General features: G+C 63.6%; 23 protein-coding genes. 14 read left to right on the top strand and 9 right to left on the bottom strand.

Annotated elements, in window-relative coordinates:
* Window positions 1-11: 11 nt before the first annotated feature.
* The 12 genes from nadD to HU752_RS04605 all read left to right on the top strand — a co-directional run bounded on the left by nadD (window position 12) and on the right by HU752_RS04605 (window position 11,093).
* Window positions 12-674 (top strand): nicotinate-nucleotide adenylyltransferase, encoded by a 663-nt coding sequence (gene nadD, locus HU752_RS04550; protein WP_186682729.1) that lies wholly within the window; start codon window positions 12-14, stop codon window positions 672-674.
* Between the two features lie 66 nt (window positions 675-740).
* The gene (rsfS, locus tag HU752_RS04555; protein ID WP_017903125.1) at window positions 741-1,166 is read left to right on the top strand and encodes a ribosome silencing factor; all 426 of its coding nucleotides are present in this window, start codon (window positions 741-743) and stop codon (window positions 1,164-1,166) included.
* Window positions 1,167-1,175: 9 nt separating this feature from the next.
* Window positions 1,176-1,643: a 23S rRNA (pseudouridine(1915)-N(3))-methyltransferase RlmH gene (gene rlmH, locus HU752_RS04560; RefSeq protein ID WP_003185785.1), complete on the top strand. Its 468-nt coding sequence runs from the start codon at window positions 1,176-1,178 to the stop codon at window positions 1,641-1,643.
* 9 nt (window positions 1,644-1,652) lie between these two features.
* A complete protein-coding gene (mrdA, locus tag HU752_RS04565; protein ID WP_186682506.1) occupies window positions 1,653-3,539 on the top strand; it encodes a penicillin-binding protein 2 in 1,887 nt (628 codons plus the stop codon).
* A 38-nt stretch (window positions 3,540-3,577) separates the two neighbouring features.
* Window positions 3,578-4,681, top strand: coding sequence for a rod shape-determining protein RodA (rodA, locus tag HU752_RS04570; RefSeq protein WP_186682731.1), 1,104 nt, complete (start codon window positions 3,578-3,580; stop codon window positions 4,679-4,681).
* A gap of 17 nt (window positions 4,682-4,698) precedes the next feature.
* Entirely contained in the window at window positions 4,699-5,709 is a 1,011-nt protein-coding gene (mltB, locus tag HU752_RS04575; RefSeq protein WP_186682508.1) for a lytic murein transglycosylase B, read from the top strand.
* Window positions 5,709-6,728, top strand: a complete 1,020-nt coding sequence (locus tag HU752_RS04580) for a septal ring lytic transglycosylase RlpA family protein (protein WP_186682510.1) — start codon at window positions 5,709-5,711, stop codon at window positions 6,726-6,728. The genes mltB and HU752_RS04580 overlap by 1 nt, the downstream gene beginning before the upstream one ends.
* A gap of 178 nt (window positions 6,729-6,906) precedes the next feature.
* Window positions 6,907-8,070 carry a D-alanyl-D-alanine carboxypeptidase family protein gene (locus HU752_RS04585; protein ID WP_186682511.1) on the top strand — a complete coding sequence of 388 codons (1,164 nt, stop codon included), beginning with the start codon at window positions 6,907-6,909 and terminating at the stop codon, window positions 8,068-8,070.
* A gap of 108 nt (window positions 8,071-8,178) precedes the next feature.
* Window positions 8,179-8,454: a DUF493 domain-containing protein gene (locus tag HU752_RS04590; protein ID WP_017903133.1), complete on the top strand. Its 276-nt coding sequence runs from the start codon at window positions 8,179-8,181 to the stop codon at window positions 8,452-8,454.
* The gene (gene lipB, locus HU752_RS04595) at window positions 8,454-9,104 is read left to right on the top strand and encodes a lipoyl(octanoyl) transferase LipB (RefSeq protein ID WP_186682513.1); all 651 of its coding nucleotides are present in this window, start codon (window positions 8,454-8,456) and stop codon (window positions 9,102-9,104) included. Before HU752_RS04590 ends, lipB begins: the two co-directional genes overlap by 1 nt.
* A 1-nt stretch (window position 9,105) precedes the next feature.
* Window positions 9,106-10,134 (top strand): lipoyl synthase, encoded by a 1,029-nt coding sequence (gene lipA / locus HU752_RS04600; protein ID WP_026145041.1) that lies wholly within the window; start codon window positions 9,106-9,108, stop codon window positions 10,132-10,134.
* 5 nt (window positions 10,135-10,139) lie between these two features.
* The gene (locus HU752_RS04605; RefSeq protein WP_186682515.1) at window positions 10,140-11,093 is read left to right on the top strand and encodes a S66 peptidase family protein; all 954 of its coding nucleotides are present in this window, start codon (window positions 10,140-10,142) and stop codon (window positions 11,091-11,093) included.
* Between the two features lie 303 nt (window positions 11,094-11,396).
* Here the strand turns inward: HU752_RS04605 and HU752_RS04610 are convergent, their stop codons facing one another.
* From HU752_RS04610 to leuS, 5 genes are all read right to left on the bottom strand, one after another.
* A complete protein-coding gene (locus tag HU752_RS04610; protein ID WP_186682517.1) occupies window positions 11,397-12,713 on the bottom strand; it encodes a lytic murein transglycosylase in 1,317 nt (438 codons plus the stop codon).
* 72 nt (window positions 12,714-12,785) lie between these two features.
* Window positions 12,786-12,947: an alternative ribosome rescue factor ArfA gene (gene arfA, locus HU752_RS04615; RefSeq protein WP_017123357.1), complete on the bottom strand. Its 162-nt coding sequence runs from the start codon at window positions 12,945-12,947 to the stop codon at window positions 12,786-12,788.
* A gap of 66 nt (window positions 12,948-13,013) precedes the next feature.
* Window positions 13,014-14,051: a DNA polymerase III subunit delta gene (gene holA / locus HU752_RS04620; protein ID WP_186682519.1), complete on the bottom strand. Its 1,038-nt coding sequence runs from the start codon at window positions 14,049-14,051 to the stop codon at window positions 13,014-13,016.
* A 40-nt stretch (window positions 14,052-14,091) separates the two neighbouring features.
* The gene (locus HU752_RS04625) at window positions 14,092-14,697 is read right to left on the bottom strand and encodes an LPS-assembly lipoprotein LptE (protein WP_186682521.1); all 606 of its coding nucleotides are present in this window, start codon (window positions 14,695-14,697) and stop codon (window positions 14,092-14,094) included.
* 85 nt (window positions 14,698-14,782) lie between these two features.
* Window positions 14,783-17,389 carry a leucine--tRNA ligase gene (leuS, locus tag HU752_RS04630; RefSeq protein ID WP_186682523.1) on the bottom strand — a complete coding sequence of 869 codons (2,607 nt, stop codon included), beginning with the start codon at window positions 17,387-17,389 and terminating at the stop codon, window positions 14,783-14,785.
* A 223-nt stretch (window positions 17,390-17,612) separates the two neighbouring features.
* Here leuS and HU752_RS04635 point away from each other — a divergent pair, with 223 nt between their 5' ends.
* The gene (locus tag HU752_RS04635) at window positions 17,613-17,933 is read left to right on the top strand and encodes a hypothetical protein (protein WP_186682526.1); all 321 of its coding nucleotides are present in this window, start codon (window positions 17,613-17,615) and stop codon (window positions 17,931-17,933) included.
* A 121-nt stretch (window positions 17,934-18,054) separates the two neighbouring features.
* Window positions 18,055-18,813, top strand: coding sequence for a YdcF family protein (locus HU752_RS04640; protein ID WP_186682528.1), 759 nt, complete (start codon window positions 18,055-18,057; stop codon window positions 18,811-18,813).
* A gap of 257 nt (window positions 18,814-19,070) precedes the next feature.
* Here the strand turns inward: HU752_RS04640 and lnt are convergent, their stop codons facing one another.
* The 4 genes from lnt to HU752_RS04660 are packed head-to-tail and all read right to left on the bottom strand — an operon-like array spanning window position 19,071 to window position 22,954.
* Entirely contained in the window at window positions 19,071-20,594 is a 1,524-nt protein-coding gene (lnt, locus tag HU752_RS04645) for an apolipoprotein N-acyltransferase (RefSeq protein WP_186682530.1), read from the bottom strand.
* A 16-nt stretch (window positions 20,595-20,610) separates the two neighbouring features.
* The gene (locus tag HU752_RS04650) at window positions 20,611-21,450 is read right to left on the bottom strand and encodes a CorC family transporter (protein ID WP_186682532.1); all 840 of its coding nucleotides are present in this window, start codon (window positions 21,448-21,450) and stop codon (window positions 20,611-20,613) included.
* Between the two features lie 45 nt (window positions 21,451-21,495).
* Window positions 21,496-21,954, bottom strand: a complete 459-nt coding sequence (gene ybeY / locus HU752_RS04655; protein WP_186682534.1) for an rRNA maturation RNase YbeY — start codon at window positions 21,952-21,954, stop codon at window positions 21,496-21,498.
* Window positions 21,947-22,954, bottom strand: a complete 1,008-nt coding sequence (locus HU752_RS04660; RefSeq protein ID WP_186682536.1) for a PhoH family protein — start codon at window positions 22,952-22,954, stop codon at window positions 21,947-21,949. Before HU752_RS04660 ends, ybeY begins: the two co-directional genes overlap by 8 nt.
* Window positions 22,955-22,987 lie beyond the last annotated feature (33 nt).

Raw genomic sequence — 22,987 nt, forward strand, 5'->3', positions numbered from 1 at the left:
AGTCAGCCGCCGTGCCCCCTCGCGAAGTTCCACCTCGGCGCATCGGTGTGCTCGGTGGAACCTTCGACCCGGTGCACATCGGCCACTTGCGCAGTGCCCTGGAAGTCGCGGAACTGATGGAACTCGATGAGTTGCGCCTGATGCCCAGCGCACGCCCACCTCATCGCGACACCCCGCAGGTGTCGGCGCTCGACCGGTTGGCGATGGTCGACTGTGCGGTGGCCGGTATCGCGCCGTTGGTGGTCGACGACCGGGAGCTGCAACGGGACAAGCCGTCCTACACTATCGACACCCTGGAACTCATGCGGGCCGAGCTGGCCGCCGAGGACCAGGTGTTTCTGTTGCTGGGCTGGGACGCATTCTGCGGCCTGCCCAACTGGCATCGCTGGGAGGAGTTGCTCCTGCATTGCCACATCCTGGTGCTGCAACGCCCGGATGCCGACAGTGAGCCGCCGGATGCCTTGCGCAACCTGCTGGCCGCTCGGTCGGTGAGTGACCCAAGGGCCCTGCCGGGGCCTGGCGGGCATATTACATTCGTCTGGCAGACACCCCTCGCGGTGTCGGCCACCCAGATCCGTCAACTGCTGGCCAGCGGTAAGTCGGTACGTTTCCTGGTGCCTGACGCGGTCCTGGCCTATATCGATGCGCACGGTCTGTACCGTGCGTCGAACTGAAGGTGGGTTTCGACGCCGCAAGTTGCGCGAAGAAACCGCCAAACATACGAGCTGAATGAGTTTTATATGACGAACAAAGAAGTTTTGAATGGCGCTGAAATCGTCGAAGTGGCCAAGGCCGCACTGGAAGACGTCAAGGCCCAGGATATCCAGGTCATCGACGTCCGTGACAAGAACAGCATCACCGACTACATGGTGATCGCCACCGGTACCTCGAACCGCCAGATCAACGCGATGCTGGACAAGGTCCGCGAAAACGTGAAGGCCAAGGGCCTGCGCCCGCTGGGCGAGGAAGGCAAGGGCGACAGCGACTGGGTTCTGCTGGACCTGGACACCGTCATCGTCCACATGATGACCGCCTCGGCTCGCCAGTTCTACGACCTGGAGCGCCTGTGGGCCGGTGCCGAGCAGAGCCGTTCGGCCAGCGCCGCGCACCACAGCCCGGAAAACTCCCATGAGCACTTCGCCAAGCTCAACAAGGACATGGAATAAGGGTCGCCCGTGCGTCTGCGTCTGATTGCCGTCGGTTCCCGCATGCCCAAGTGGGTGGAAGAGGGTTGGCATGAATATGCCAAGCGTCTGCCTTCCGAACTGGCGCTGGAACTGGTGGAGATACCGCTCAATACTCGGGGCAAGAATGCCGACGTGGCTCGCTTTATCCGTCAGGAAGGCGAAGCCATGCTGGCCAAGGTCGGCCCCAACGAGCGGATCGTCACGCTGGAAGTCCATGGCAAGCCCTGGAGTACCGAGCAACTGGCGGTCGAACTGGATCGCTGGCGCCTGGACTCGCGTACGGTCAACTTCATGGTCGGTGGCCCCGAGGGGCTGGCGCCGGAAGTCTGTGCGCGGGCCGACCAGCGTTGGTCGCTGTCGCCGCTGACGCTGCCGCACCCGCTGGTGCGGATCCTGATCGGCGAGCAGTTGTATCGCGCCTGGACCGTGCTGTCCGGCCACCCCTATCACAAGTAAGCCTGCCGAATGACCCAGCCGATTCGCCTCAAGGATCACGAGAAAGACGCCCGCCTGGTGCGTAACCGTGTCGTGGTCGGCGCGGTGGTGGTCGTGCTGCTGATTTGTGTATTGATCGCCCGCCTGTATTTCCTGCAGGTGATCCAGTACGACTATCACTCGACCCTGTCGGAAAACAACCGCGTCCATGTGCAGTCGATCCCGCCACCGCGTGGCCTGATCTACGACCGCAACGGCGTGGTGGTGGCCGACAACCGGCCGAGCTTCAGCCTGAGCATGACCCGCGAGCGGGCCGGCAACTGGCAGGAAGTGCTGGATGTGATCGTCGAGGTGTTGCAACTGACGCCCGAGGATCGCGTGCTCTTCGAAAAACGCATGCGCCAGGGGCGCCGGCCGTTCGAGCCGGTGCCGATCCTGTTCGAGCTCACTGAAGAGCAGATCGCCCGGGTCGCGGTGAACCAGTTCCGCCTGCCAGGCGTCGAGGTGGTCGCCCAACTGGTGCGCCATTATCCACAGGGGGCGCACTTCGCCCATTCGGTGGGCTACATGGGGCGGATCAACGAGAAGGAGGCCAAGGTCCTCGACTCGGTGAACTACAGCGGCACCCACCATATCGGCAAGACCGGCATCGAGCGCTTCTACGAAGCCGAGCTGCATGGCCAGGTCGGCTACGAGGAAGTCGAGACCAACGCCCGCGGACGTATCCTCCGGGTACTCAAGCGAACCGACCCGGTGCCGGGCAAGGACATCATCCTGAGCCTGGACATCAAGCTGCAGGAGGCCGCCGAGGAAGCCCTCGGCGGTCGCCGTGGCGCGGTCGTGGCGCTCGATCCGAGCACCGGCGAGGTGCTGGCGATGGTCAGCCAGCCGAGCTTCGACCCGAACCTGTTCGTTACCGGCATCAGTTTCAAGGCCTACGCCGAGCTGCGTGACTCGATCGACCGGCCGTTGTTCAACCGGGTCCTGCGCGGCCTCTATCCACCGGGCTCGACCATCAAGCCGGCAGTGGCGATCGCCGGCCTGGACAGCGGCGTGGTCAACGCCTCGACGCGGGTCTTCGACCCCGGCTACTACGAGCTGCCGAACTACGACCACAAGTACCGCAACTGGAACCGTACCGGTGATGGCTGGGTCGACCTCGACACGGCGATCATGCGTTCCAACGACACCTACTTCTACGACCTGGCGCACAAGCTGGGCATCGACCGCCTGGCCAGCTACATGAACAAGTTCGGCCTGGGCCAGAAGGTCTCCCTGGACATGTTCGAGGAGTCGCCGGGGCTGATGCCGTCGCGTGAGTGGAAGCGCACCACGCGCCGCCAGGCCTGGTTCCCGGGTGAGACGCTGATTCTCGGGATCGGCCAGGGCTACATGCAGGCCACGCCGCTGCAACTGGCCCAGGCCACGGCCCTGGTGGCCAACAAGGGCGTGTGGAACCGGCCGCACCTGGCCAAGACCATCGAGGGCCAGCGGCCGAAGGATGACAACCCGATGCCGGATATCGTCCTGCGCAACCCGTCGGACTGGGACAAGGTCAACCACGGCATGCAGCAGGTGATGCACGGTGCCCGCGGTACCGCACGCAAGGCCTCGGTCGGCGCGCAGTACCTGATCGCCGGCAAGAGCGGTACGGCCCAGGTCGTGGCGATCAAGCAGGGCGAGAAATACGACCGCTCGAAGGTTCTGGAACGCCATCGCGACCACGCCCTGTTCGTCGGCTTTGCCCCGGCCAACAACCCGAAGATCGTCGTGGCGGTGATGGTCGAGAACGGTGAGTCCGGCTCCGGCGTCGCGGCGCCGGTGGTCCGCCAGGTGATGGACGCCTGGCTGCTGGGCCCTGATGGCCGGCTCAAACCTGAATATGCGAGCACTACTACCGCGGAGGCTACGCCTTGATCGCCAATTTCGATCGCATCCTCTCCAGTGAGGATGTGATGCGCCGCCGGGCCACGTTGCTGCAGCGCCTGCACATCGACGGTCCGTTGCTGGTCCTGCTGCTGACCCTGGCGGCCGGCAGCCTGTTCGTCCTGTATTCGGCCAGCGGCAAAAGCTGGGACCTGTTGATCAAGCAGGCCACGTCCTTCGGCATCGGCCTGGTGTCGATGATCGTCATCGCCCAGTTCGAACCGAGGTTCATGGCCCGCTGGGTACCGCTGGCCTATGTGCTGGGGGTGATGCTGCTGGTGGTGGTGGACGTCATGGGCCACAACGCCATGGGCGCCACGCGCTGGATCAACATCCCCGGGGTGATTCGCTTCCAGCCGTCGGAATTCATGAAGATCCTGATGCCGGCGACCATCGCCTGGTACCTGTCCAAGCGCACCCTGCCGCCGCAGCTCAAGCATGTGGGGATCAGCCTGATGCTGATCGGCGTGCCCTTCATCCTGATCGTGCGCCAGCCCGACCTCGGCACCTCGCTGCTGGTCCTGGCCGGTGGTGCGTTCGTGCTGTTCATGGGCGGCCTGCGCTGGCGCTGGATCCTCAGCGTGCTGGCGGCGGCGGTGCCGGTGGCGGTGGGCATGTGGTTCTTCATCATGCACGACTACCAGAAGCAGCGGATCCTGACGTTCCTCGACCCGGAAAGCGACCCGCTGGGCACCGGCTGGAACATCATCCAGTCCAAGGCCGCCATCGGTTCCGGCGGCGTATTCGGCAAGGGCTGGCTGCTGGGCACCCAGTCGCACCTGGACTTCCTCCCGGAAAGCCATACCGACTTCATCATCGCGGTGATGGGCGAGGAGTTCGGTCTGGTGGGTATCTGCGTCCTGCTGCTGCTATATCTGTTGCTGATCGGTCGCGGGCTGATGATCACTGCCCAGGCCCAGACCCTGTTCGGCAAGTTGCTGGCAGGCAGTCTGACCATGACTTTCTTCGTTTATGTTTTCGTCAACATTGGTATGGTCAGCGGCCTGTTGCCCGTGGTGGGGGTGCCGCTGCCATTCATTAGCTACGGCGGAACTTCGCTGGTGACGCTGCTGTCAGCGTTTGGGATTTTGATGTCGATCCACACCCACCGTAAGTGGATCGCGCAGGTTTGATTAAGGTGAACAGTTCAATGCAAGTGATGCGCGACTGGGCGGCTCGATGCGCTCCCTGGATGGGCCTTCTCGGCTGCCTGGGGGCCGCGCCGGGTGCGCTGGCCGGTGACTACGAAGGATCGCCGCAGGTCGCCGAGTTCGTCGGTGAGATGACCCGCGACTATGGTTTCGCCGGCGAGCAACTGATGGACGTGTTCCGTCAGGTCGAGCGCAAGCAGAGCATCCTCGATGCGATTTCCCGGCCGGCCGAGCGGGTCAAGCCGTGGAAGGAATACCGGCCGATGTTCCTCACCGAGGCCCGGGTGGCACGCGGCGTCGACTTCTGGCGCCAGCATGAGGCGGCCCTGGCCCGTGCCGAGCAGGAATATGGTGTGCCGGCCCAGGTGATTGTCGCGATCATCGGCGTGGAAACCTTCTTTGGCCGCAACACCGGCAACTACCGGGTCATCGACGCCTTGTCGACCCTGGGCTTCGACTACCCGCCGCGGGCCGAATTCTTCCGCAAGGAGTTGCGCGAATTCCTGTTGCTGGCCCGTGAAGAGCAACTCGATCCGCTGAGCCTCAAGGGTTCCTACGCCGGCGCCATGGGCCTGCCACAATTCATGCCGAGCAGTTTCCGCGCCTATGCGGTGGATTTCGACGGTACCGGCCACATCAATATCTGGACCAATGCCGATGATGCCATCGGCAGTGTCGCCAGCTATTTCAAGCGCCATGGCTGGGTCGCGGGCGAGCCGGTGGTCAGCCGCGCCGACGTGCGTGGCGACCAGGTCGACCAGGGCCTGAGCCCGGCTCTCGAGCCGGTGAAGACCGTCGGGGAGTTGCGGGCGCTGGGCTGGTCGAGTCATGATGCGCTGCGCGATGACATGCCAGTGACGGCGTTTCGCCTGGAAGGCGACAATGGCCCTGAGTATTGGATGGGCCTGAAGAATTTTTATGCGATCACGCGCTATAACCGCAGCGTAATGTACGCCATGGCCGTGCATCAGCTGTCTGAGCTGTTGGTCCAAGCACGGGGCGTCAAGTAATGCAGGCTTTGCCAATGTCCAAACCACTGAAGCTTTTGGCCTATACCGCGCTGGCGGTACTGGTGGCCAGTTGCTCGACCAGTCGTTCGCCCTACCAGTCGTCGTCCTCCAATGCGATCCGCTCCAAGCCCGGGCTGGACATCAACCGGGCCCACAAGGACGGTGCGCCATGGTGGGACGTGGATGTGTCGCGGATTCCCGACGCCACGCCGACCCTTCACTCCGGCCCCTACAAGGCCAACCCCTACACGGTGCTGGGCAAGACCTATTTCCCGCTGCAGGACTCCAAGAGCTACGTCGCCCAGGGTACCGCGTCCTGGTACGGCACCAAGTTCCATGGCCAGAATACGGCCAATGGCGAGGTCTATGACCTGTACGGCATGAGTGCCGCGCACAAGACCCTGCCGCTGCCCAGCTATGTACGGGTGACCAACCTGGACAACAACCGCAGCGTGATCCTGCGGGTCAACGACCGCGGGCCGTTCTATTCCGACCGGATCATCGACTTGTCCTACGCCGCCGCGAAGAAGCTCGGCTATGCCGAGATCGGCACGGCGCGGGTCCGGGTCGAGGGTATCGACCCGCAGCAATGGTGGGCCCAGCGTGGCCGTCCGGCGCCGCTGATGCTCAATGAGCCGCAGGTGGCGCAGACGTCGACCCCGGCGCTGTCGGCCTCCACCGGCACCATCGAGCAGTGGACGCCACCACCGCAACAACACGCCACCGACGTTGTTCCTGTGCAGGCACAGGCCGATGCAAAAAAAAACGGTGCGGTACCAGCCTCTGGCCAGTATCTCCAGGTGGGCGCCTTCGCGAACCCGGACGCTGCCGAGCTGCTGCGCTCGAAGTTGAGTTCGATGGTCAAGGCACCGGTGTTCGTCAGCTCGATCGTGCGCAACCAGCAGACACTGCATCGGGTGCGGATGGGGCCGATCGGCACGCCGGATGAGGTCCAGCAGGTACAGAACAGTGTCCGTCTGGCCAATCTCGGCTCGCCGAGTCTGGTGACGTCGGAGTAACACAGGCAAAATGGCGGATTAGGCAGCCCTGCAAGGGCTGGGTCCTGGTTGTTGGTTCTTTTAATAATAAAAGCCTGGAAAGGGTGGTGGAGCGAGCAACCGAACACGGGGCAGCCCCTGGCTGTCTGATTAGTTTTGCCCACAAGGGCAAGTTTCCATTAGCGATTTCGAGAGACGGATGAACATCACCACCTTTGCCAAACGTTTGTGCCTGCTTGTGCCGTTGATCATTGCGCCCGCTGCCTGGGCTGCCGATGACATGGCCCTGCCGGCTTCGCCGCAACTTGCCGCCAAGTCCTACGTGCTCATGGATGCCGCCAGCGGCAACGTACTGGTCGAGAACAACGGCGACCAGCGCCTGCCTCCGGCGAGCCTGACCAAACTGATGACCGCCTACATCGCGACCCTGGAAATCCGTCGCGGCCAGATCGGCGAGAACGATCCGGTGACCATCAGCGAAAACGCCTGGCGTACCGGCGGTTCGCGGATGTTCGTCAAGGTTGGCTCGCAGGTGACCGTCAGCGACCTGCTGCACGGGATCATCATCCAGTCCGGCAACGACGCCAGCGTGGCGCTGTCCGAGCACATCGCCGGCAGCGAAGATGCCTTCGCCGACATCATGAACAAGACTGCCGGCGACCTGGGCATGAGCAACAGTCACTTCATGAACCCGACCGGCCTGCCAAACCCGGAGCACTACTCGTCGGCGCATGACATGGCGCTGCTGGCCCGTGCGATCATCCGTGTCGACCCGGTGCACTACGCCATCTACTCGCAGAAGGAATTCTTCTGGAACGGCATCAAGCAGCCTAACCGCAACCTGTTGCTGTGGCGTGACAAGACCGTTGACGGCCTGAAGACCGGCCACACCGAAGAGGCCGGCTACTGCATGGTGTCCTCGGCGGTGCGTGACGGCCAGCGCCTGATCGCGGTGGTGTTCGGCACCAACAGCGAAGCAGCCCGTGCAGCTGAAACCCAGAAACTGCTGACCTACGGTTTCCGTTTCTTCGAAACCCAGACCTTCTACCAGAAGGGCACCGAGCTGGCCAAGGCCCCGGTCTGGAAAGGCACCACCCACGAAGTCAAGGCTGGCCTGGCCGAAGACCTGACCATGACCATGCCTAAAGGCCAGCTGAAAAAGCTCGCCGCCAGCATGACCATCAACCCGAAACTGGTCGCGCCGATCGCCAAGGGTGACGTCATCGGTAAAGTGGAAGTCAAACTGGATGACAAGGTAGTGCGCAGCACCGACCTGATCGCGCTGGACGCGGTGGAGGAAGGTGGTATCTTCCGTCGCCTGTGGGATAGCATCCGCATGTTCTTCTACGGCATGTTCAACTGACGCAGTTTCAACAGCGGCATTTTCATCACATAGTGTCGATTTGCGTGCCTCCACCCGACCAGGGTGCGAGGCACGTCCGTTGCCTGGGCTTACGAGGCCGTTATTGTCATGACAGACACTGAAGTAAAAGCTCCTAAAATCGAGTTCCCGGTTACCGACTACCCGGTCAAGGTGATCAGCGACACGGGTGTGGGCAACAAGGACAAGATTGTCGAGATCGTGCGCAAGCATGCGACGATCAACGACCAACGCGTGGACGAACGCCAGAGCAGCAACGGCAAGTACACCACGATCCAGCTGCACATCGTGGCCACCGACCAGGATCAGCTGTACAACATCAACAGCGAGCTGCGGGCCACCGGCTTCGTACACATGGTGCTGTGATGGCAGGCGTGTTGGGCTTTCGCGAGCTCGGTCAGACCCCTTACGAGCCGGTCTGGCATGCCATGCAACGTTTCACCGATGCGCGCAAGTCCGACGAGCTTGCCGATGAAATCTGGCTGGTGCAGCACCCGCCGGTGTTCACCCAGGGCCAGGCCGGCAAGGCGGAGCATGTGCTGCTGCCGGGCGATATTCCGGTGGTGAAGGTCGATCGTGGCGGCCAGGTAACCTATCATGGACCTGGCCAACTGGTGGCCTATCTGCTGCTGGACGTTCGCCGTCTCGGTTTTGGCGTGCGCGAACTGGTCAGCCGGATGGAGCGCTGCCTGATCGAACTGCTCGCCGAATACGGCGTGCAGGCCGAGGCCAAGGCCGATGCCCCCGGGGTCTACGTCAATGGCGCGAAAATCGCCTCCCTGGGCCTGCGGATTCGCAACGGCTGTTCCTTCCATGGCCTGGCGCTGAACGTCGACATGGACCTGGCGCCGTTCCGACGGATTAACCCCTGCGGTTACGCGGGGCTGGCGATGACCCAGCTGCGCGACCACACAGGACCGATTGAATTTGCCGAGGTAAGTGCCCGGCTGCGTGCGCAGCTCGTCAAACACCTCGACTATGCTGAGCAGACGACCCTCACGGGCGGAATCGATTGATATGACTACTGCGCAAGACGCTGTGCAAACCCTGATCCCGACGCTGGATGTATCCGAGCGCCCGGCCCGTGCGAAAGTCGAAACCGGCGTCAAGCTGCGCGGTGCCGAGAAGGTCGCGCGGATTCCGGTGAAGATCATCCCGACCACCGAACTGCCGAAGAAGCCGGACTGGATTCGCGTGCGGATCCCGGTGTCGCCGGAAGTCGACCGCATCAAGCAATTGCTGCGCAAGCACAAGCTGCACAGTGTCTGCGAGGAGGCCTCCTGCCCGAACCTGGGCGAGTGCTTCAGCGGTGGTACCGCGACCTTCATGATCATGGGTGACATCTGCACCCGTCGTTGCCCGTTCTGCGACGTCGGCCACGGCCGGCCGAAGCCCCTGGATGTCGACGAGCCGATGAACCTGGCGGTGGCGATTGCCGACCTGCGCCTGAAGTACGTGGTAATCACTTCGGTGGACCGCGACGACCTGCGCGATGGCGGTGCCCAGCACTTCGCCGATTGCATCCGCGAGATCCGCAAGCTGTCGCCGAACGTGCAGCTCGAAACCCTGGTTCCGGACTACCGTGGCCGCATGGACGTTGCCCTGGAGATCACCGCGGCCGAGCCACCGGATGTGTTCAACCACAACCTGGAAACCGTACCGCGCCTGTACAAGGCCGCGCGTCCGGGCTCCGACTACCAGTGGTCGCTGACCCTGCTGCAACGCTTCAAGCAGATGGTCCCGCACGTACCGACCAAGTCCGGCCTGATGCTGGGCCTGGGCGAGACCGACGATGAAGTCATCGAAGTGATGAAGCGCATGCGCGAGCATGACATCGACATGCTGACCCTCGGCCAGTACCTGCAACCATCTCGCAGTCACCTGCCGGTGCAGCGTTTCGTCCATCCGGACACCTTCGCCTGGTTCGCCGAGGAAGGCTACAAGATGGGCTTCAAGAACATCGCCTCGGGCCCGCTGGTGCGTTCCTCGTATCACGCCGACGAACAGGCCAAGCTGGTCAAGGCCGAACTGCTGGGAGCGTCGTAAGACCCATGGGCAGCCTTCGACCCGTGCGGGACTCCTACCCGGAACAAAGCGCGGTGTCGGCGCTGCCCGAAGGCGGGGTGATCGGCCTGATCGCCCCGGCTGGCCCGGTCGCCCTCGACCCGCTCGAGGCCCGGCAATGGGTGCGTTCCCGTGGTTACGAGCTACGGATCTTCCCGGGCGTTGCGCAGCGCGATGGCTACCTGGCCGGTAGCGACGAAGTTCGCCTGCAGGACCTTCACGACGCCTTTGCCGATCCTGAGATCGACGCCATCCTCTGTCTGCGCGGCGGCTACGGCTGCCCACGGTTGCTCGATCGCATCGACTACCCGTTGCTCGCCCGCAATCCCAAGCTGCTGGTCGGCTACAGCGATATCACCGCGTTGCACCTGGCGATTGCCCGTCACGCCGGGTTCATGACGTTCCACGGGCCGCTGTTCAACATCGACCTGTTCAAGGGCAAGCTGCCGCCCACCGAGTCGGCCTTGTTCGACATGCTCAGAGGCCGCCTGAAGGCCGGTGATGTGCTTGAACACCCCAAGGCCTTCCCATTGACCACCGTGGCCCCTGGAAACGCCTCTGGGCGTCTGCAGGGCGGTAATCTGACGTTGATCTGCACCAGCCTGGGTACGCCCTACGAGATCGATACCGACGGCGTGATCCTGTTCATCGAGGACGTCAACGAGCCGTTGTACCGGGTCGACCGGTTGCTCACCCACCTGCGCCTGGCGGGCAAGCTGGAAGGCCTGGAGGGGGTGCTGGTGGGCGACTTCGCCGGGGTCGACAGCGAGGCCTTGGCCCGCCTGCTCAAGCAGGAGCTGGGGCCACTGGGGATTCCGGTGCTGGCTGGCTGGCGTAGCGGGCATTGCGACCCGAACCTGACGCTGCCGCTGGGCGCGAAGGTGCGCCTGGATGCCGATACGCAGCGGCTGATGCTGGAGCAGGATGTCGTGCTTCTCTAGGCCGTTCCCATCAGCTTGTGATGAGTCAGCTGGTGGGCTGAGCGGCTGGAGGCTGTTTTGTGGCGAGCGGGCTTGCCCGCGCTCGGCTGCGCAGCAGGCGTAAAACAGGCATCTGCCTTATTCCTGACGTACCGCGATGCCAGGTTTTTGGGGGAGCTGCGCTCCCCAGCGCGGGCAAGCCCGCTCGCCACACAAGCCCTGCTCGGCACACAAGCCCCGCTTGCCACACAAGCCCTGCTCAGCACACAAGCCCCGCTCGCCACACAAGCACAGCTCAGCCCGCAAGCCTGATCAAAAGCGCGACTAGCGCTGGCGCAGGCTCTCGAGCAGCTTGTGGTTCGGGTAGCCATCGGCCGGCCAGCCCAGCGACTGCTGCGCGCCACGAATGGCCTTGCGGGTGTTGGCACCAATGATCCCGTCAGGATTGCCGGCATCGTAGCCGGTGCTGCTGAGCAGCGTCTGCAATTCGATTCTTTCGCTGCGGCTGAGCGGCAGGTCATCCTTGGGCCAGCTGCCACGAATCACACCCCCACTGTTGAAGCGCTGGGACAACAGGCCAACCGCCAGTCCATAGGAGGACGAGTTGTTGTACTTGAGGATCGCACGGAAGTTGTCGAGCACCAGGAAGCCGGGCCCGCGATAGCCTGCCGGCAGCAACAGCGATGCCGAGAGTGGTGCGGCGCCGTAGGGCAGGGCGACGCCGGCTGGCAATTGCACGCCCATCTGCAGCCACTCGCTCACCGGCTTGCGAATCGTGCCGTCGGCCAGTGCATAGTCGAATCCCGCCGGTACCGTGACTTCGAAGCCCCACGGTTGGCCCTTCTGCCAGCCCGAGCTCTGCAGGTAGTTGGCGGTCGAGGCGAGGGCGTCGGCCGAGTCGTTCCAGATATCCCGGCGGCCGTCGCCGTCGAAGTCCACGGCATAGCTGTTGTAGGTGGTCGGGATGAACTGGGTCTGGCCCATGGCACCGGCCCACGAACCGAGCATCTGTTCGGGGCGGATATCCCCGTGCTGGATGATCTGCAGCGCCGCCAGCAGTTGGCTCTGTGCGAAGCCCGGACGGCGGCCTTCATAGGCCAGGGTCGCCAGCGAACGGATCACCGATTTGTCACCCTGGAACTGGCCGAAGTTGCTCTCCATGCCCCAGACCGCGACCAGGGCCTCGCGATCGACGCCGTAGCGCTGTTCGATGCTTTGCAGGACCGCGCTGTTCTGTACCAGCAGGGCCTGGCCCTTGCGCACGCGGGTCGCCGAGAGCGCGCCGTCGAGGTATTCCCAGACCGGGCGGGTGAATTCAGGCTGGCTGCGATCGGCCTTGATGACGCTCATGTCGGGGCTGACGCCTGCGAAGGCGTTGTCGAAGGTCGCCGCCGTGATGCCGGCACGCAGTGCCTCGACACGGAAGGCTGCTCGCCATTCCTCGAAGCTCTGGGCAGGTTGGATAAATGGGGTATCGGCGGCCGGCAGTGGCGCGGGAGCGGGTGTCGGGGTGGCCGGCAGTGTCGGCAGCGGCTGGGCATCGGCAGCCGTGGGCTTTTCCGCACAGGCGACGAGCAGGATGAAGCTGGTGGCGGCGAACAGTCGGCGCAGGGGCCAACCGAGGGTGAGACTAAAGGGCATGCGCGGGTCCGAGGAATGCGAATCAGGTGTTGACCTTATCATGCCTTGGGGGTGCAGGTCGTGATGACACTTTCACGCGGCCAGAAAGTCAGAAGCCTCCCAGCTTTTAGACTGGAAGGCTTCGCGACGGTAGCTGCCCTTGCCCTTGGCTGGCTGTTCCTGGCGGCTTCGGAACAGTGGCTGGGCAATGATCGATTTGGCTTTGTTGGGACGGCGCCGGGATGGCTTGCTCATGGCAGTGCACTCTTGGGGTGGAAGAGCGCGAATCATCAGGCAGATGGGCTTGTGTGTCCAGTGGGGTTATTCAGCTGGCAGTGCCAGACGTTGGCCACACATCAGTAGGCTGAGTCGGCTCAGGCTGCTCCACGGCGAACCGGTGGCCTGGCCCTTGATTTGCGCGTCGATGCGCTGCGCATCCATCAGCAACTGGCTCCAGCGCTGTGCCGAGTACCGTTGCAGGGCCTTGCTCATCAGTGGCCGGCGCTTGTCCCAGACCGGCGGCTTGGCCTGGCTGAAGGCCTTGTCCAGCGGCACGCCCTGGCTGTACTGCTGGGACAGGTTGGCCAGCAGGCGCAGTTCCCGGGCCAGGGCCCAGAGAATCACCGGCGGCTCGACGCCTTCGCCGCGCAGGCCCTCGAGCATGCGCAGGGAATGGGCTGCCTCACCATTGAGCACGGCATCGACCAGGCCGAAGACATCGAAGCGGGCGCTGTCGGCCACCGCCGCCTGGACCGTCTCGATGGTGATCTGCCCGCCCTCGGCCATCAGCTTGAGTTTCTCGATTTCCTGGGCAGCCGCGAGCAGGTTGCCTTCTACCCGCGCGGCAATCAGCTCCACGGCATCCTGCTGGGCTGAAAGCCCTGCCTGGGAGAGCCGCTGGCGAATCCACTGGGGCAGTTGGTTGGCGTCCACCGGCCAGATCTGGATGAACTGGGTCTGTTGACCCTCGATCAGCGCCTTGCCCCACTTGGTCTTCTGCGCACTGCCGTCGAGCTTGGGCAGGCTGATCAGCAGCAGGGTGTCGTCGGCCGGTCGCGCGCAGTATTCCATCAGCGCGGCGGCGCCCTTGTCACCGGGCTTGCCAGAAGGCAGGCGCAGTTCCAGCAGGCGTTTCTCGGCGAACAGCGACATGCTGGCACCGGCTTGCAGCAGGGTGCCCCAGTCGAAGTTGGCGTCGGCGCTGAACACCTGGCGTTCGTCGAAACCCTGCTGGCGGGCGGTTGCGCGAATGGCATCGGCGGCTTCCTGGCACAGCAGCGGATCATCGCCGCTGATGACATAGACCGGCGCGAGGCCACCTTGCAGGTGTTTGGCGAGTTGGGCGGGGGCGAGTTTCATAGGCGGGTGGCCAAGGGGCGCCGGGGGCGCCCCGTGTGGCTTACTGGTTCGGCAGTTCCAGAGGCGATTGCTGTGGCTGCGACGCTTCGAACTTGCGCGCGGCTTCCAGGGCATCGGCATCGGCCTTGGCCTTGGCGTTGGCGGTCTGCTGGAGGCTGTCCAGTTGCTCCGGTGTCAGCACCTGCAGGCGGATGAGCATCTGCTGCACCAGGTCACGGCGCATTTCCTTGCGCAGTTCGCTGGCTTCGGCGTCACCGCCAGTGATGTTGTTGCCGTCATGTACATAGTACTTTTGTACTTCCAGCTTCCCATCGGTCAGGAGCAGATCCTTTTCACCACGGATTTCATACTTGAGTGCGGTGTTGAGTTCGTACTCGACGTTACGACCGGCACCGCTGTAGCTTGCCGAACGCTGGGTTTCCTGCTCGTCGGTCAGGACCAGCTTGTAGGGTGCGCCCTGGTGGACATCGACACCGCTGCGTTCCAGCACCTGGGTCAATTGCTTGACCGTATCGCCGTACGAGTTGCGGGCGCTGACCGACAATTCCTTGATCGTCAGTGCGGAGGTGCCCGTGCCACGCAGCTGGAAGCCGCACGCGCTCAGCAGCACTGCAAGGCCCATTACCAGCAGATTGCGTTTGATCATCTTGTTGCTCCCCTTGAAACCGTGGGCCGACAGGGCAGCCCCGGAAATCTTTTAAGGCGCCCGCACTGGCGGGCGCCTGGTCCAATTAGCTGGCGACGATGTTGACCAGCTTGCCGGGCACGACGATGACCTTGCGGATCGTCAGGCCATCGATGAAGCGCAATACGTTTTCGTTGACCCGGGCCGCCGCTTCGATTTCCTCGCGGGTGGCGCTGGCCGGCATCTCGATCTGGCCGCGCAGCTTGCCGTTGACCTGGATCACCAGCACCAGGCTGTCCTGCACCAGGGCGCTGTCGTCCTGCGCTGGCCAGTGGGCGTCGATCACCGGGTCGGCGTGACCCAGTCGATTCCACAGTTCGTGGCAGATGTGCGGCGTGATAGGTGCCAGCAGCAGCGTCACGGTTTCCAGGCCTTCCTGAATCAGCGCACGATCCTGGTCGGTGCCTTGCGCAGCCTTTTCCAGCACGTTCATCAGCGTCATCACCTGGGCGATGGCGGTGTTGAACTTGTGGTTCTGGCCGACGTCGTGGCTGGCCTGCTTGATGGCCAGGTGGATCGATCGACGAATGGCTTTCTGCTCGTCGCTCAGGCTGGCGATATCCAGTTTGCCTGGCAGGCCCTGGGAAACGTGAGCCTGGGCCAGGCGCCAGACGCGCTTGAGGAAGCGGTGCGAACCTTCGACGCCGGAGTCGGACCATTCCGCGCTCATGTCGGGTGGCGAGGCGAACATCATGAACAGGCGGCAGGTGTCTGCGCCGAACTGGTCGATCATCGACTGTGGGTCGACGCCGTTGTTCTTCGACTTGGCCATCTTCTCGGTGCCGCCGATCTCGACCGGCAGGCCGTCGGAAATCAGTTTGGCGCTGATGACCTTGGCCTTGCTGTCACGCACGAGCTCGACGTCCGCCGGGTTGAACCAGGTGTAGGCGCCATTGGCTTCGCGACGGTAGTAGGTCTCGGCGATCACCATGCCCTGGGTTAGCAGGTTCTTGAACGGTTCGTTCGAACTGACCAGGCCTTCGTCGCGCATCAGCTTGTGGAAGAAGCGCGCATAAAGCAGGTGCAGGATCGCGTGTTCGATACCGCCGATGTACTGGTCCACCGGCAGCCAGTGGTCAGCGGCTTTCGGGTCGACCAGGCCACCTTCGTAGCGTGGCGATGCGTAGCGGGCGTAGTACCAGGACGACTCGACGAAGGTGTCCATGGTGTCGGTTTCACGCTTGGCCGGCTTGCCGCATTTCGGGCAGTTGCACTCGTAGAACTCGGGCATGCGCGCCAGTGGCGAACCGGCGCCGTCCGGCACCACGTCTTCGGGCAGCACGACCGGCAGTTGGTCTTCCGGCACAGGGACGTCGCCACAGCTGTCGCAGTGGATGATCGGGATCGGGCAGCCCCAGTAGCGCTGGCGGCTGATGCCCCAGTCGCGCAGGCGGAACTGGGTGCGCGAGGCGCCGAGATTCTTCCTGATCAGCGCGGCTTCGATCGCGTCGAACGCGCCGGCGAAGTCCAGGCCGTCGAACTCGCCGGAGTTGATCAGGGTGCCGTGCTCGCCATAGGCGTCCTGCCAAGGGGCCGGGTTGGTGTCGCCGGAGCTGGTGCGAACCACCGACTTGATCGGCAGGTCGTACTTGCTGGCGAATTCGAAATCGCGCTCGTCGTGGGCAGGCACCGCCATTACGGCGCCATCGCCGTAGTGCATCAGCACGTAGTTGGCGACCCATACCGGCAGTTTTTCGCCCGTCAGTGGATGTGTGACGAACAGGCTGGTCGGCAGGCCTTTCTTTTCCTGGGTGGCGACGTCGGCTTCGGCGACGCTGCCGGCCTTGCATTCGGCGATGAAGGCTTGCAGTTCAGGGTTGTTGCGTGCCGCCTGGGCGGCCAGTGGGTGCTCGGCGGCCACGGCGACGTAGGTCGCGCCCATCAGGGTGTCCGGACGGGTGGTGAAGACTTTCAGCGTGCCGGCTTCGCCAATCGAGTCGACGTCGTACGGGAACTGCACTTCCATCCCGCGGGACTTGCCGATCCAGTTGCGCTGCATGGTCTTGACCTGCTCGGGCCAGCCCGGCAGGTCGTCGAGGCTTTCCAGCAGCTCATCGGCGTAGGCGGTGATCTTGAAGTAGTACATCGGGATTTCGCGCTTCTCGATCAGCGCGCCCGAACGCCAGCCGCGGCCGTCGATCACCTGCTCGTTGGCCAGTACGGTCTGGTCCACCGGGTCCCAGTTCACGGTACCGTTCTTGCGATAGATCACGCCTTTTTCGAACAGGCGGGTGAACAGCCACTGCTCCCAACGGTAGTAGTCGGGCTTGCAGGTGGTCACTTCGCGGGACCAGTCCACCGCCAGGCCCAGGCTGCGCAGCTGGCTCTTCATGTAGGCGATGTTTTCGTAGGTCCACTTGGCCGGGGCGACCTTGTTCTTCATCGCGGCGTTTTCCGCCGGCATGCCGAAGGCGTCCCAACCCATCGGTTGCAGGACGTTCTTGCCCTGCATGCGCTGGTAGCGGGCGATCACGTCGCCGATGGTGTAGTTGCGCACGTGGCCCATGTGCAGCTTGCCGCTGGGGTAAGGGAACATCGACAGGCAGTAGTAGGTTTCCTTGCCTGGCTGTTCACTGACTTCAAAGGACTTCTGCTCATCCCAGAACGTTTGGGCGGCGTTTTCGATTTCACGGGGCTGATAGTGTTCGTGCATGGCTACTTGTTCTGGAAAGGGTGGCCCAATCCTCTTCAACGCACCGTGCGGGTGCTGCTGGAAGTGGAGTTACAGGAAGCCCCGTAGCATACATGACGCCGCTCTGCCGAGGGAAACCCTGATTGCGCGACAAAGGCCGTTGGTCGCGGCGGCAGGCTGGTTGGCCGGGCGCCGCTAAGCTCATAGAGGGGGAAGTGATACTTATCTTCAATGAGGTGAGCGGATGGTGGAGTCGCAGCGAAATGTAACTGATCCCGAGCTGTACGAGCGCCTGATCACGCGTCTGGGGCTTGCCCTGGATGCCGCGAGGACGGCGGTCCGCCTGCGTGACGAGCGGCCTGCCGAATTGGAGTTGCGGGGCTTGAGCCGTGCCGAGTTCGAACTGATCAGGGCCTACCTGGACCTGAGCGGTCGCGGCGTGCAAACGTCCGGTGCAACCTTTTCACAACCCAGGGAAGAAATGCGTTCGGCCGAGATCATCTGGTTGAAGGACAGGGCGCCCAAGCTGTATTCGGCGCGGTTCAAGTCATTTCGGGCCAAATGAGGTCCGCCCGGCTGCATCCTGTTGCCTGTCATTGACGTGGCCTGTTTGTGGGCCATGGATCTGCAAGGTTGTTGATTGATCCTTCTGCACTTAGGCTTCGGGCATCTTCTGGAGGTGCCCGATGCCTGTCCGCTACATCCTAAAACAATTGCTGCTGCCGCCTGGCCTGTTCCTGCTGTTGCTGGCCCTGGCCTGGTGGCTGCGCCGCCGTCGTCCGCGCCTGGCCGCTGTGTGCTTCACCCTCGGCTTTGGCGGGTTCTGGCTGATCAGCCTGCCGTTGGTGGTCGAATGGTCCGCGCGGGCCCTCGAGACCGTGCCGGCGCTGGAGCGGGGCGAGTGGGCGGGGCTGGCACAGCGTGCCGATGCCATCGTGGTGCTTGGGTCGGGGCGCGAGCGTGGTGATTCGGCCTGGGGCAGCGACCAGCCGACCGGCATCGGCCTGGAGCGCCAGCGGTATGCGGCCCGGTTGGCCAAGGCCTCGGGCTTACCGGTACTGACCAGTGGCGGCCTGCACTACGGTACTCCGCCCAGCGAGGCGGCGGTGATGGCCGAGTCGATGCGCGACGATTTCGGAGTGACGGTGCGGTGGCTGGAAGAACGCAGCACCACGACCTGGGAAAATGCCCAGTTCAGCCATGAGTTGTTGGCACCGCTGGGGATCAAGCGAGTCGTGGTGGTCACGCATGCGGCCCATATGCCGCGGGCGGTCTGGAGCTTCGAACAGGCCGGTTTCAGCGTGGTGCCGGCCCCGGTTGGTTTTCTGGGAAGGGACAACGCCAGCCCACTGGGTGGCTGGATGCCGGAGTTCAAGGCGATCTGGCGCAGCGGGCAGTTGATCAACGAGGCGGTGGGGCAGGTGGGGTACCGGCTCTTCTACTGAGTCGACCCTGGCCTGCTCCGGGCTTGGCGCTTTGTGGCGAGCGGGCTTGCCCGCGCTGGGGCGTGAAACGGCCCCAAAACCAGCGAGCGCGTTGTATCAGGTGCAACGACTCGGCAGGTTTCAGGGCTGCCTGGCAGCCCAGCGCGGGCAAGCCCGCTCGCCACGGAGAGCCTCTTCACCCCCGAGACGCCTGTCCACCCCAAAAGGCCCGCTCGCCCTAGAAAGTCAGTTCGGCCTCGGGAGGGGCCGAGGTGTTTTCACACCGTCTTGGCAATCCGGCTGGCCAGCAGCGCCCAGCCGAACAGCAGGCCGCAGAGGATGACCAGCGGCCACGAGCGCCAATGCAGGTAGGGCGTCAGGTTGTGCATTGGCACGACTTCGCCATACAGGATGCCGCGTTCGAACTGCGGAATCTGCGTGGTGATCTGGCCGAATGGGTTGATCAGCCCGGTCACGCCGTTGTTGGTGGCACGGATCATCCAGCGGCCGGCTTCCAGTGCGCGCATCTGCGCCATCTGCAGGTGCTGCAGGGGGCCGATCGAGGTGCCGAACCAGGTGTCGTTGCTGATGGTCAGCAACAGGTCGCTACGCGCCGACAGGCTGGCAGCGAATTCCGGATAGACCACCTCGTAGCAAATGAACGGTGCGATCTGGTAGCCCTTGGCCTGCAGCAGCGGCTGGTCTGCCGGGCCGCGGGCGAAGTCGGACATCGGCAGGTCGAAGAACTCGATCAGCCCGCGCAGCAGGTCCTGCAGCGGAACATACTCGCCAAACGGCACCAGTTTCTGCTTCAGGTAGATGCCGTCGCCTTCGCCAACCGCGACGATGCCGTTGAAGTAGCGCTTTTCGTTATGCACCACCTGGCGAATCGGTACGCCGGTGATCAGCGCCGAATGCCGATCGGCGGCAAAGTTGCCCATCATCGACAGGTAGCCCTCGGCGGACTCCTTCAGCACCGGCACGGCCGTTTCCGGCCAGACCAGCAGGTCGACCCGCCTGGAACTGAAGCTCATGTCGCGGTACAGCGCCAGTTGCGCATTGAGCTGCGCCGGGTCCCACTTCATGCTCTGTTCGATGTTGCCCTGGATCGCCGCGACACTCAGCGGCTCGCCCGACGGGCTGGTCCAGGCGTGATGCTTGAGTGCCAGCCCGATGATCCAGGGGCCGGCCAGCAACACCACGCCCGCCGCCATGAACGCCTTGCGTCCGCCAGCGAGCAGGCGCCGTGCGTTGTACAGCAGGGCGGCGGTCAGGGCGAGGGTGAAGGAGATCAGCCAGATCCCGCCCAGCGGGGCAAGGCCGGCCAACGGGCCGTCCAGTTGGCTGTAGCCGGAATAGAGCCATGGGAAACCGGTCAGGAACCAGCCGCGAAAGGCTTCCTGTGCGACCCATAGGGCGGCGAAGGCCAGCGCATCGGCCAGCGGCGCTTCATTGCGGCGTATCCAGCGTGCCCAGAGCCAGGCGGGCAGGGCGAAGAACCAGGCGATGGCGGCGATGAACGCCAGCATCAGCAGGCCCGCGAGCAGCACCGAGGCGCCGCCATAGGTGTGGATGCTCACGTAGATCCAGCTGGTACCGGCGCCAAACAGGCCGAAACCGAAGCACCAGCCGCGCCACAGCGCCTGGCGTGGCGACAGTTCGCGCAGCCCCGCATAGAACAGGCCGACCGCCACCAGTGCCAGCGGCCAGAGGTCGAATGGCGCCAGGGCCAGTGTGGTCAGCGCGCCAGCCACCACGGCCAGCAGGTTACCGGGCCAGCCGGGACGGGTTAAGCGCAGCATAGGAAAGCTTCGGTCCTTAGCGGTTGATGGGCGTCAGGCGGATCAGGTGGATCCGACGGCTGTCGGCATTCAGGATACGGAAACGATACGCGCCGATCTCGGTGGTTTCATTACGCTTGGGCAGATGTCCGAACGCACTCATCACCAGCCCGCCGACGGTGTCGAACTCGTCGTCGGAGAATTCGCTGTCGAAGAACGCGTTGAAATTCTCGATCGGCGTCAGCGCCTTGACCAGGAAATCTCCGCTGGGCAGCGGCTTGATGTAGCTGTCCTCCTCGACATCGTGCTCGTCCTCGATGTCGCCGACGATCTGCTCGAGGACGTCCTCGATGGTCACCAGGCCCGCCACGCCGCCGTATTCGTCGATCACGATGGCCATGTGGTTGTGGTTGGCACGAAACTCGCGCAGCAGCACGTTCAGGCGCTTGGATTCGGGCACGAAGGTCGCCGGACGCAGCAGCTCCCTGATGTTGAAACCGTCGCCATTCTCCTTGAGGATCAGTGGCAGCAGGTCCTTGGCCAGCAGGACGCCCATGACGTCGTCGTGGCTCTCGCCGATCACCGGATAGCGCGAATGCGCGGCATCGAGGACGGCGGGAAGGAATTCACGGGGTGTCTGGGTCGCCTTGATGCTGATCATCTGCGAGCGCGGGACCATGATGTCACGTACCTGCAGGTCGGCAACCTGGATGGCGCCCTCGACGATGGCCAGCGCTTCGCTGTCCAGCAATTTGTTCTGGTGGGCTTCGCGCAGCAGCTCCAGCAGCTCCTGGCGGTTTTTCGGCTCATGGGCAAAAGCCTGGGTCAGTTTACCCAGCCAGGACTTCTGCCCGTTGCTCGATCGGTCTTCGCTCATAGCGATTTACTCGTTTCCCTTGGGTTGTGATCAATAGTGTGAAGATCAGTTTTCGTCATCGGCATAAGGGTCCCGATGACCCAGTTCAGCAAGCAACTCTCGTTCCAGTGCTTCCATTTCCTCGGCTTCCTCGTCATCGATGTGGTCGTAACCCAACAGATGCAGGCAGCCGTGAATGACCAGGTGGGCCCAGTGGGCCTCCAGTGCCTTGCCTTGCTCGGCCGCCTCGCGGGCGACCACCGGAACGCAGATCACCAGATCGCCCAGCAAGGGAATATCCAGCAGTTCGTCCGGTACGTCGGCGGGGAAGGACAGCACGTTGGTCGCGTAGTCCTTCTGTCGCCAGGTCCGGTTCAGTTCGCGCCCTTCGGCTTCATCCACCAGGCGGATGGTCAGTTCCGAGTCGGCGCTGCGCTGGCGCAGGGCCAATGCGCACCAGGTGCGGAAGTCGGCTTCGCTCGGGGCTGGCGCGTCAGTGGCCAGTTGCAGGTCGAGTTCAAGCATCGGCTGGGCTGTCCTTGGCCGGGGTGGACTCGGCGGGGCGCTTCTCGAAGCGCTCGTAGGCCTCGACGATGCGTTGGACCAGCGGATGGCGCACCACGTCCTTGGGCTGGAAGTGGGTGAAGCTGATGCCCGGCACGTCCTTGAGCACTTCGATGACGTGGGCCAGGCCGGACTTGGTGCCCCGTGGCAGGTCGACCTGGGTGATGTCGCCGGTGATGACGGCGGTCGAGCCGAAGCCGATCCGGGTCAGGAACATCTTCATCTGCTCGACGGTGGTGTTCTGGCTTTCGTCGAGGATGATGAAGCTGTTGTTCAGCGTCCGGCCGCGCATGTAGGCCAGCGGGGCGATCTCGATCACCTGGCGTTCGATCAGCTTGGCCACGTGCTCGAAGCCGAGCATTTCATACAGCGCGTCGTAGAGCGGGCGCAGGTACGGGTCGATCTTCTGGGCCAGGTCGCCGGGCAGGAAGCCGAGTTTTTCACCCGCTTCGACCGCCGGTCGGACCAGCAGGATCCGGCGGACCTGCTCGCGCTCCAGGGCATCCACCGCGCAGGCCACTGCCAGGTAGGTCTTGCCGGTGCCTGCCGGGCCGATGCCGAAGTTGATGTCGTTGGCCAGCACTTCCTTCACGTAGCGCTGCTGATTCAGGCCGCGCGGGCGAATCATGCCCTTGCGGGTGCGCAGGGCCACTGCAGCTTCGGCGACCGGGTTGTTTTCCAGGTCGTCGGCCGTCGATTCCTGCAGGAACAGGTGCACCATGTCCGGAGACAGCTCGGTACCCTTGGTTTCCCGGTACAGGCGGCGCAGCAGTTGTTCTGCGGAAGTGGTGAGCTTGGGTTCGCCGATCAGTTCGAACTGATTGCCGCGGTTGCGGATCTGGATGGTCAGGCGCTGTTCGATCAGGCGCAAATGCTCGTCGAACTGCCCGCACAGATTGGCGAAGCGATGGGCCTCGAAGGGCTCGAGGATGAAACGATGAGGTTCTATGGGTGCGTTCAAGGTTGTTTATCAGCCGCCCAACGGCAATGGAGA

The organism is Pseudomonas vanderleydeniana (genome assembly GCF_014268755.2).
Classification (GTDB): Bacteria; Pseudomonadota; Gammaproteobacteria; order Pseudomonadales; family Pseudomonadaceae; genus Aquipseudomonas; species Aquipseudomonas vanderleydeniana.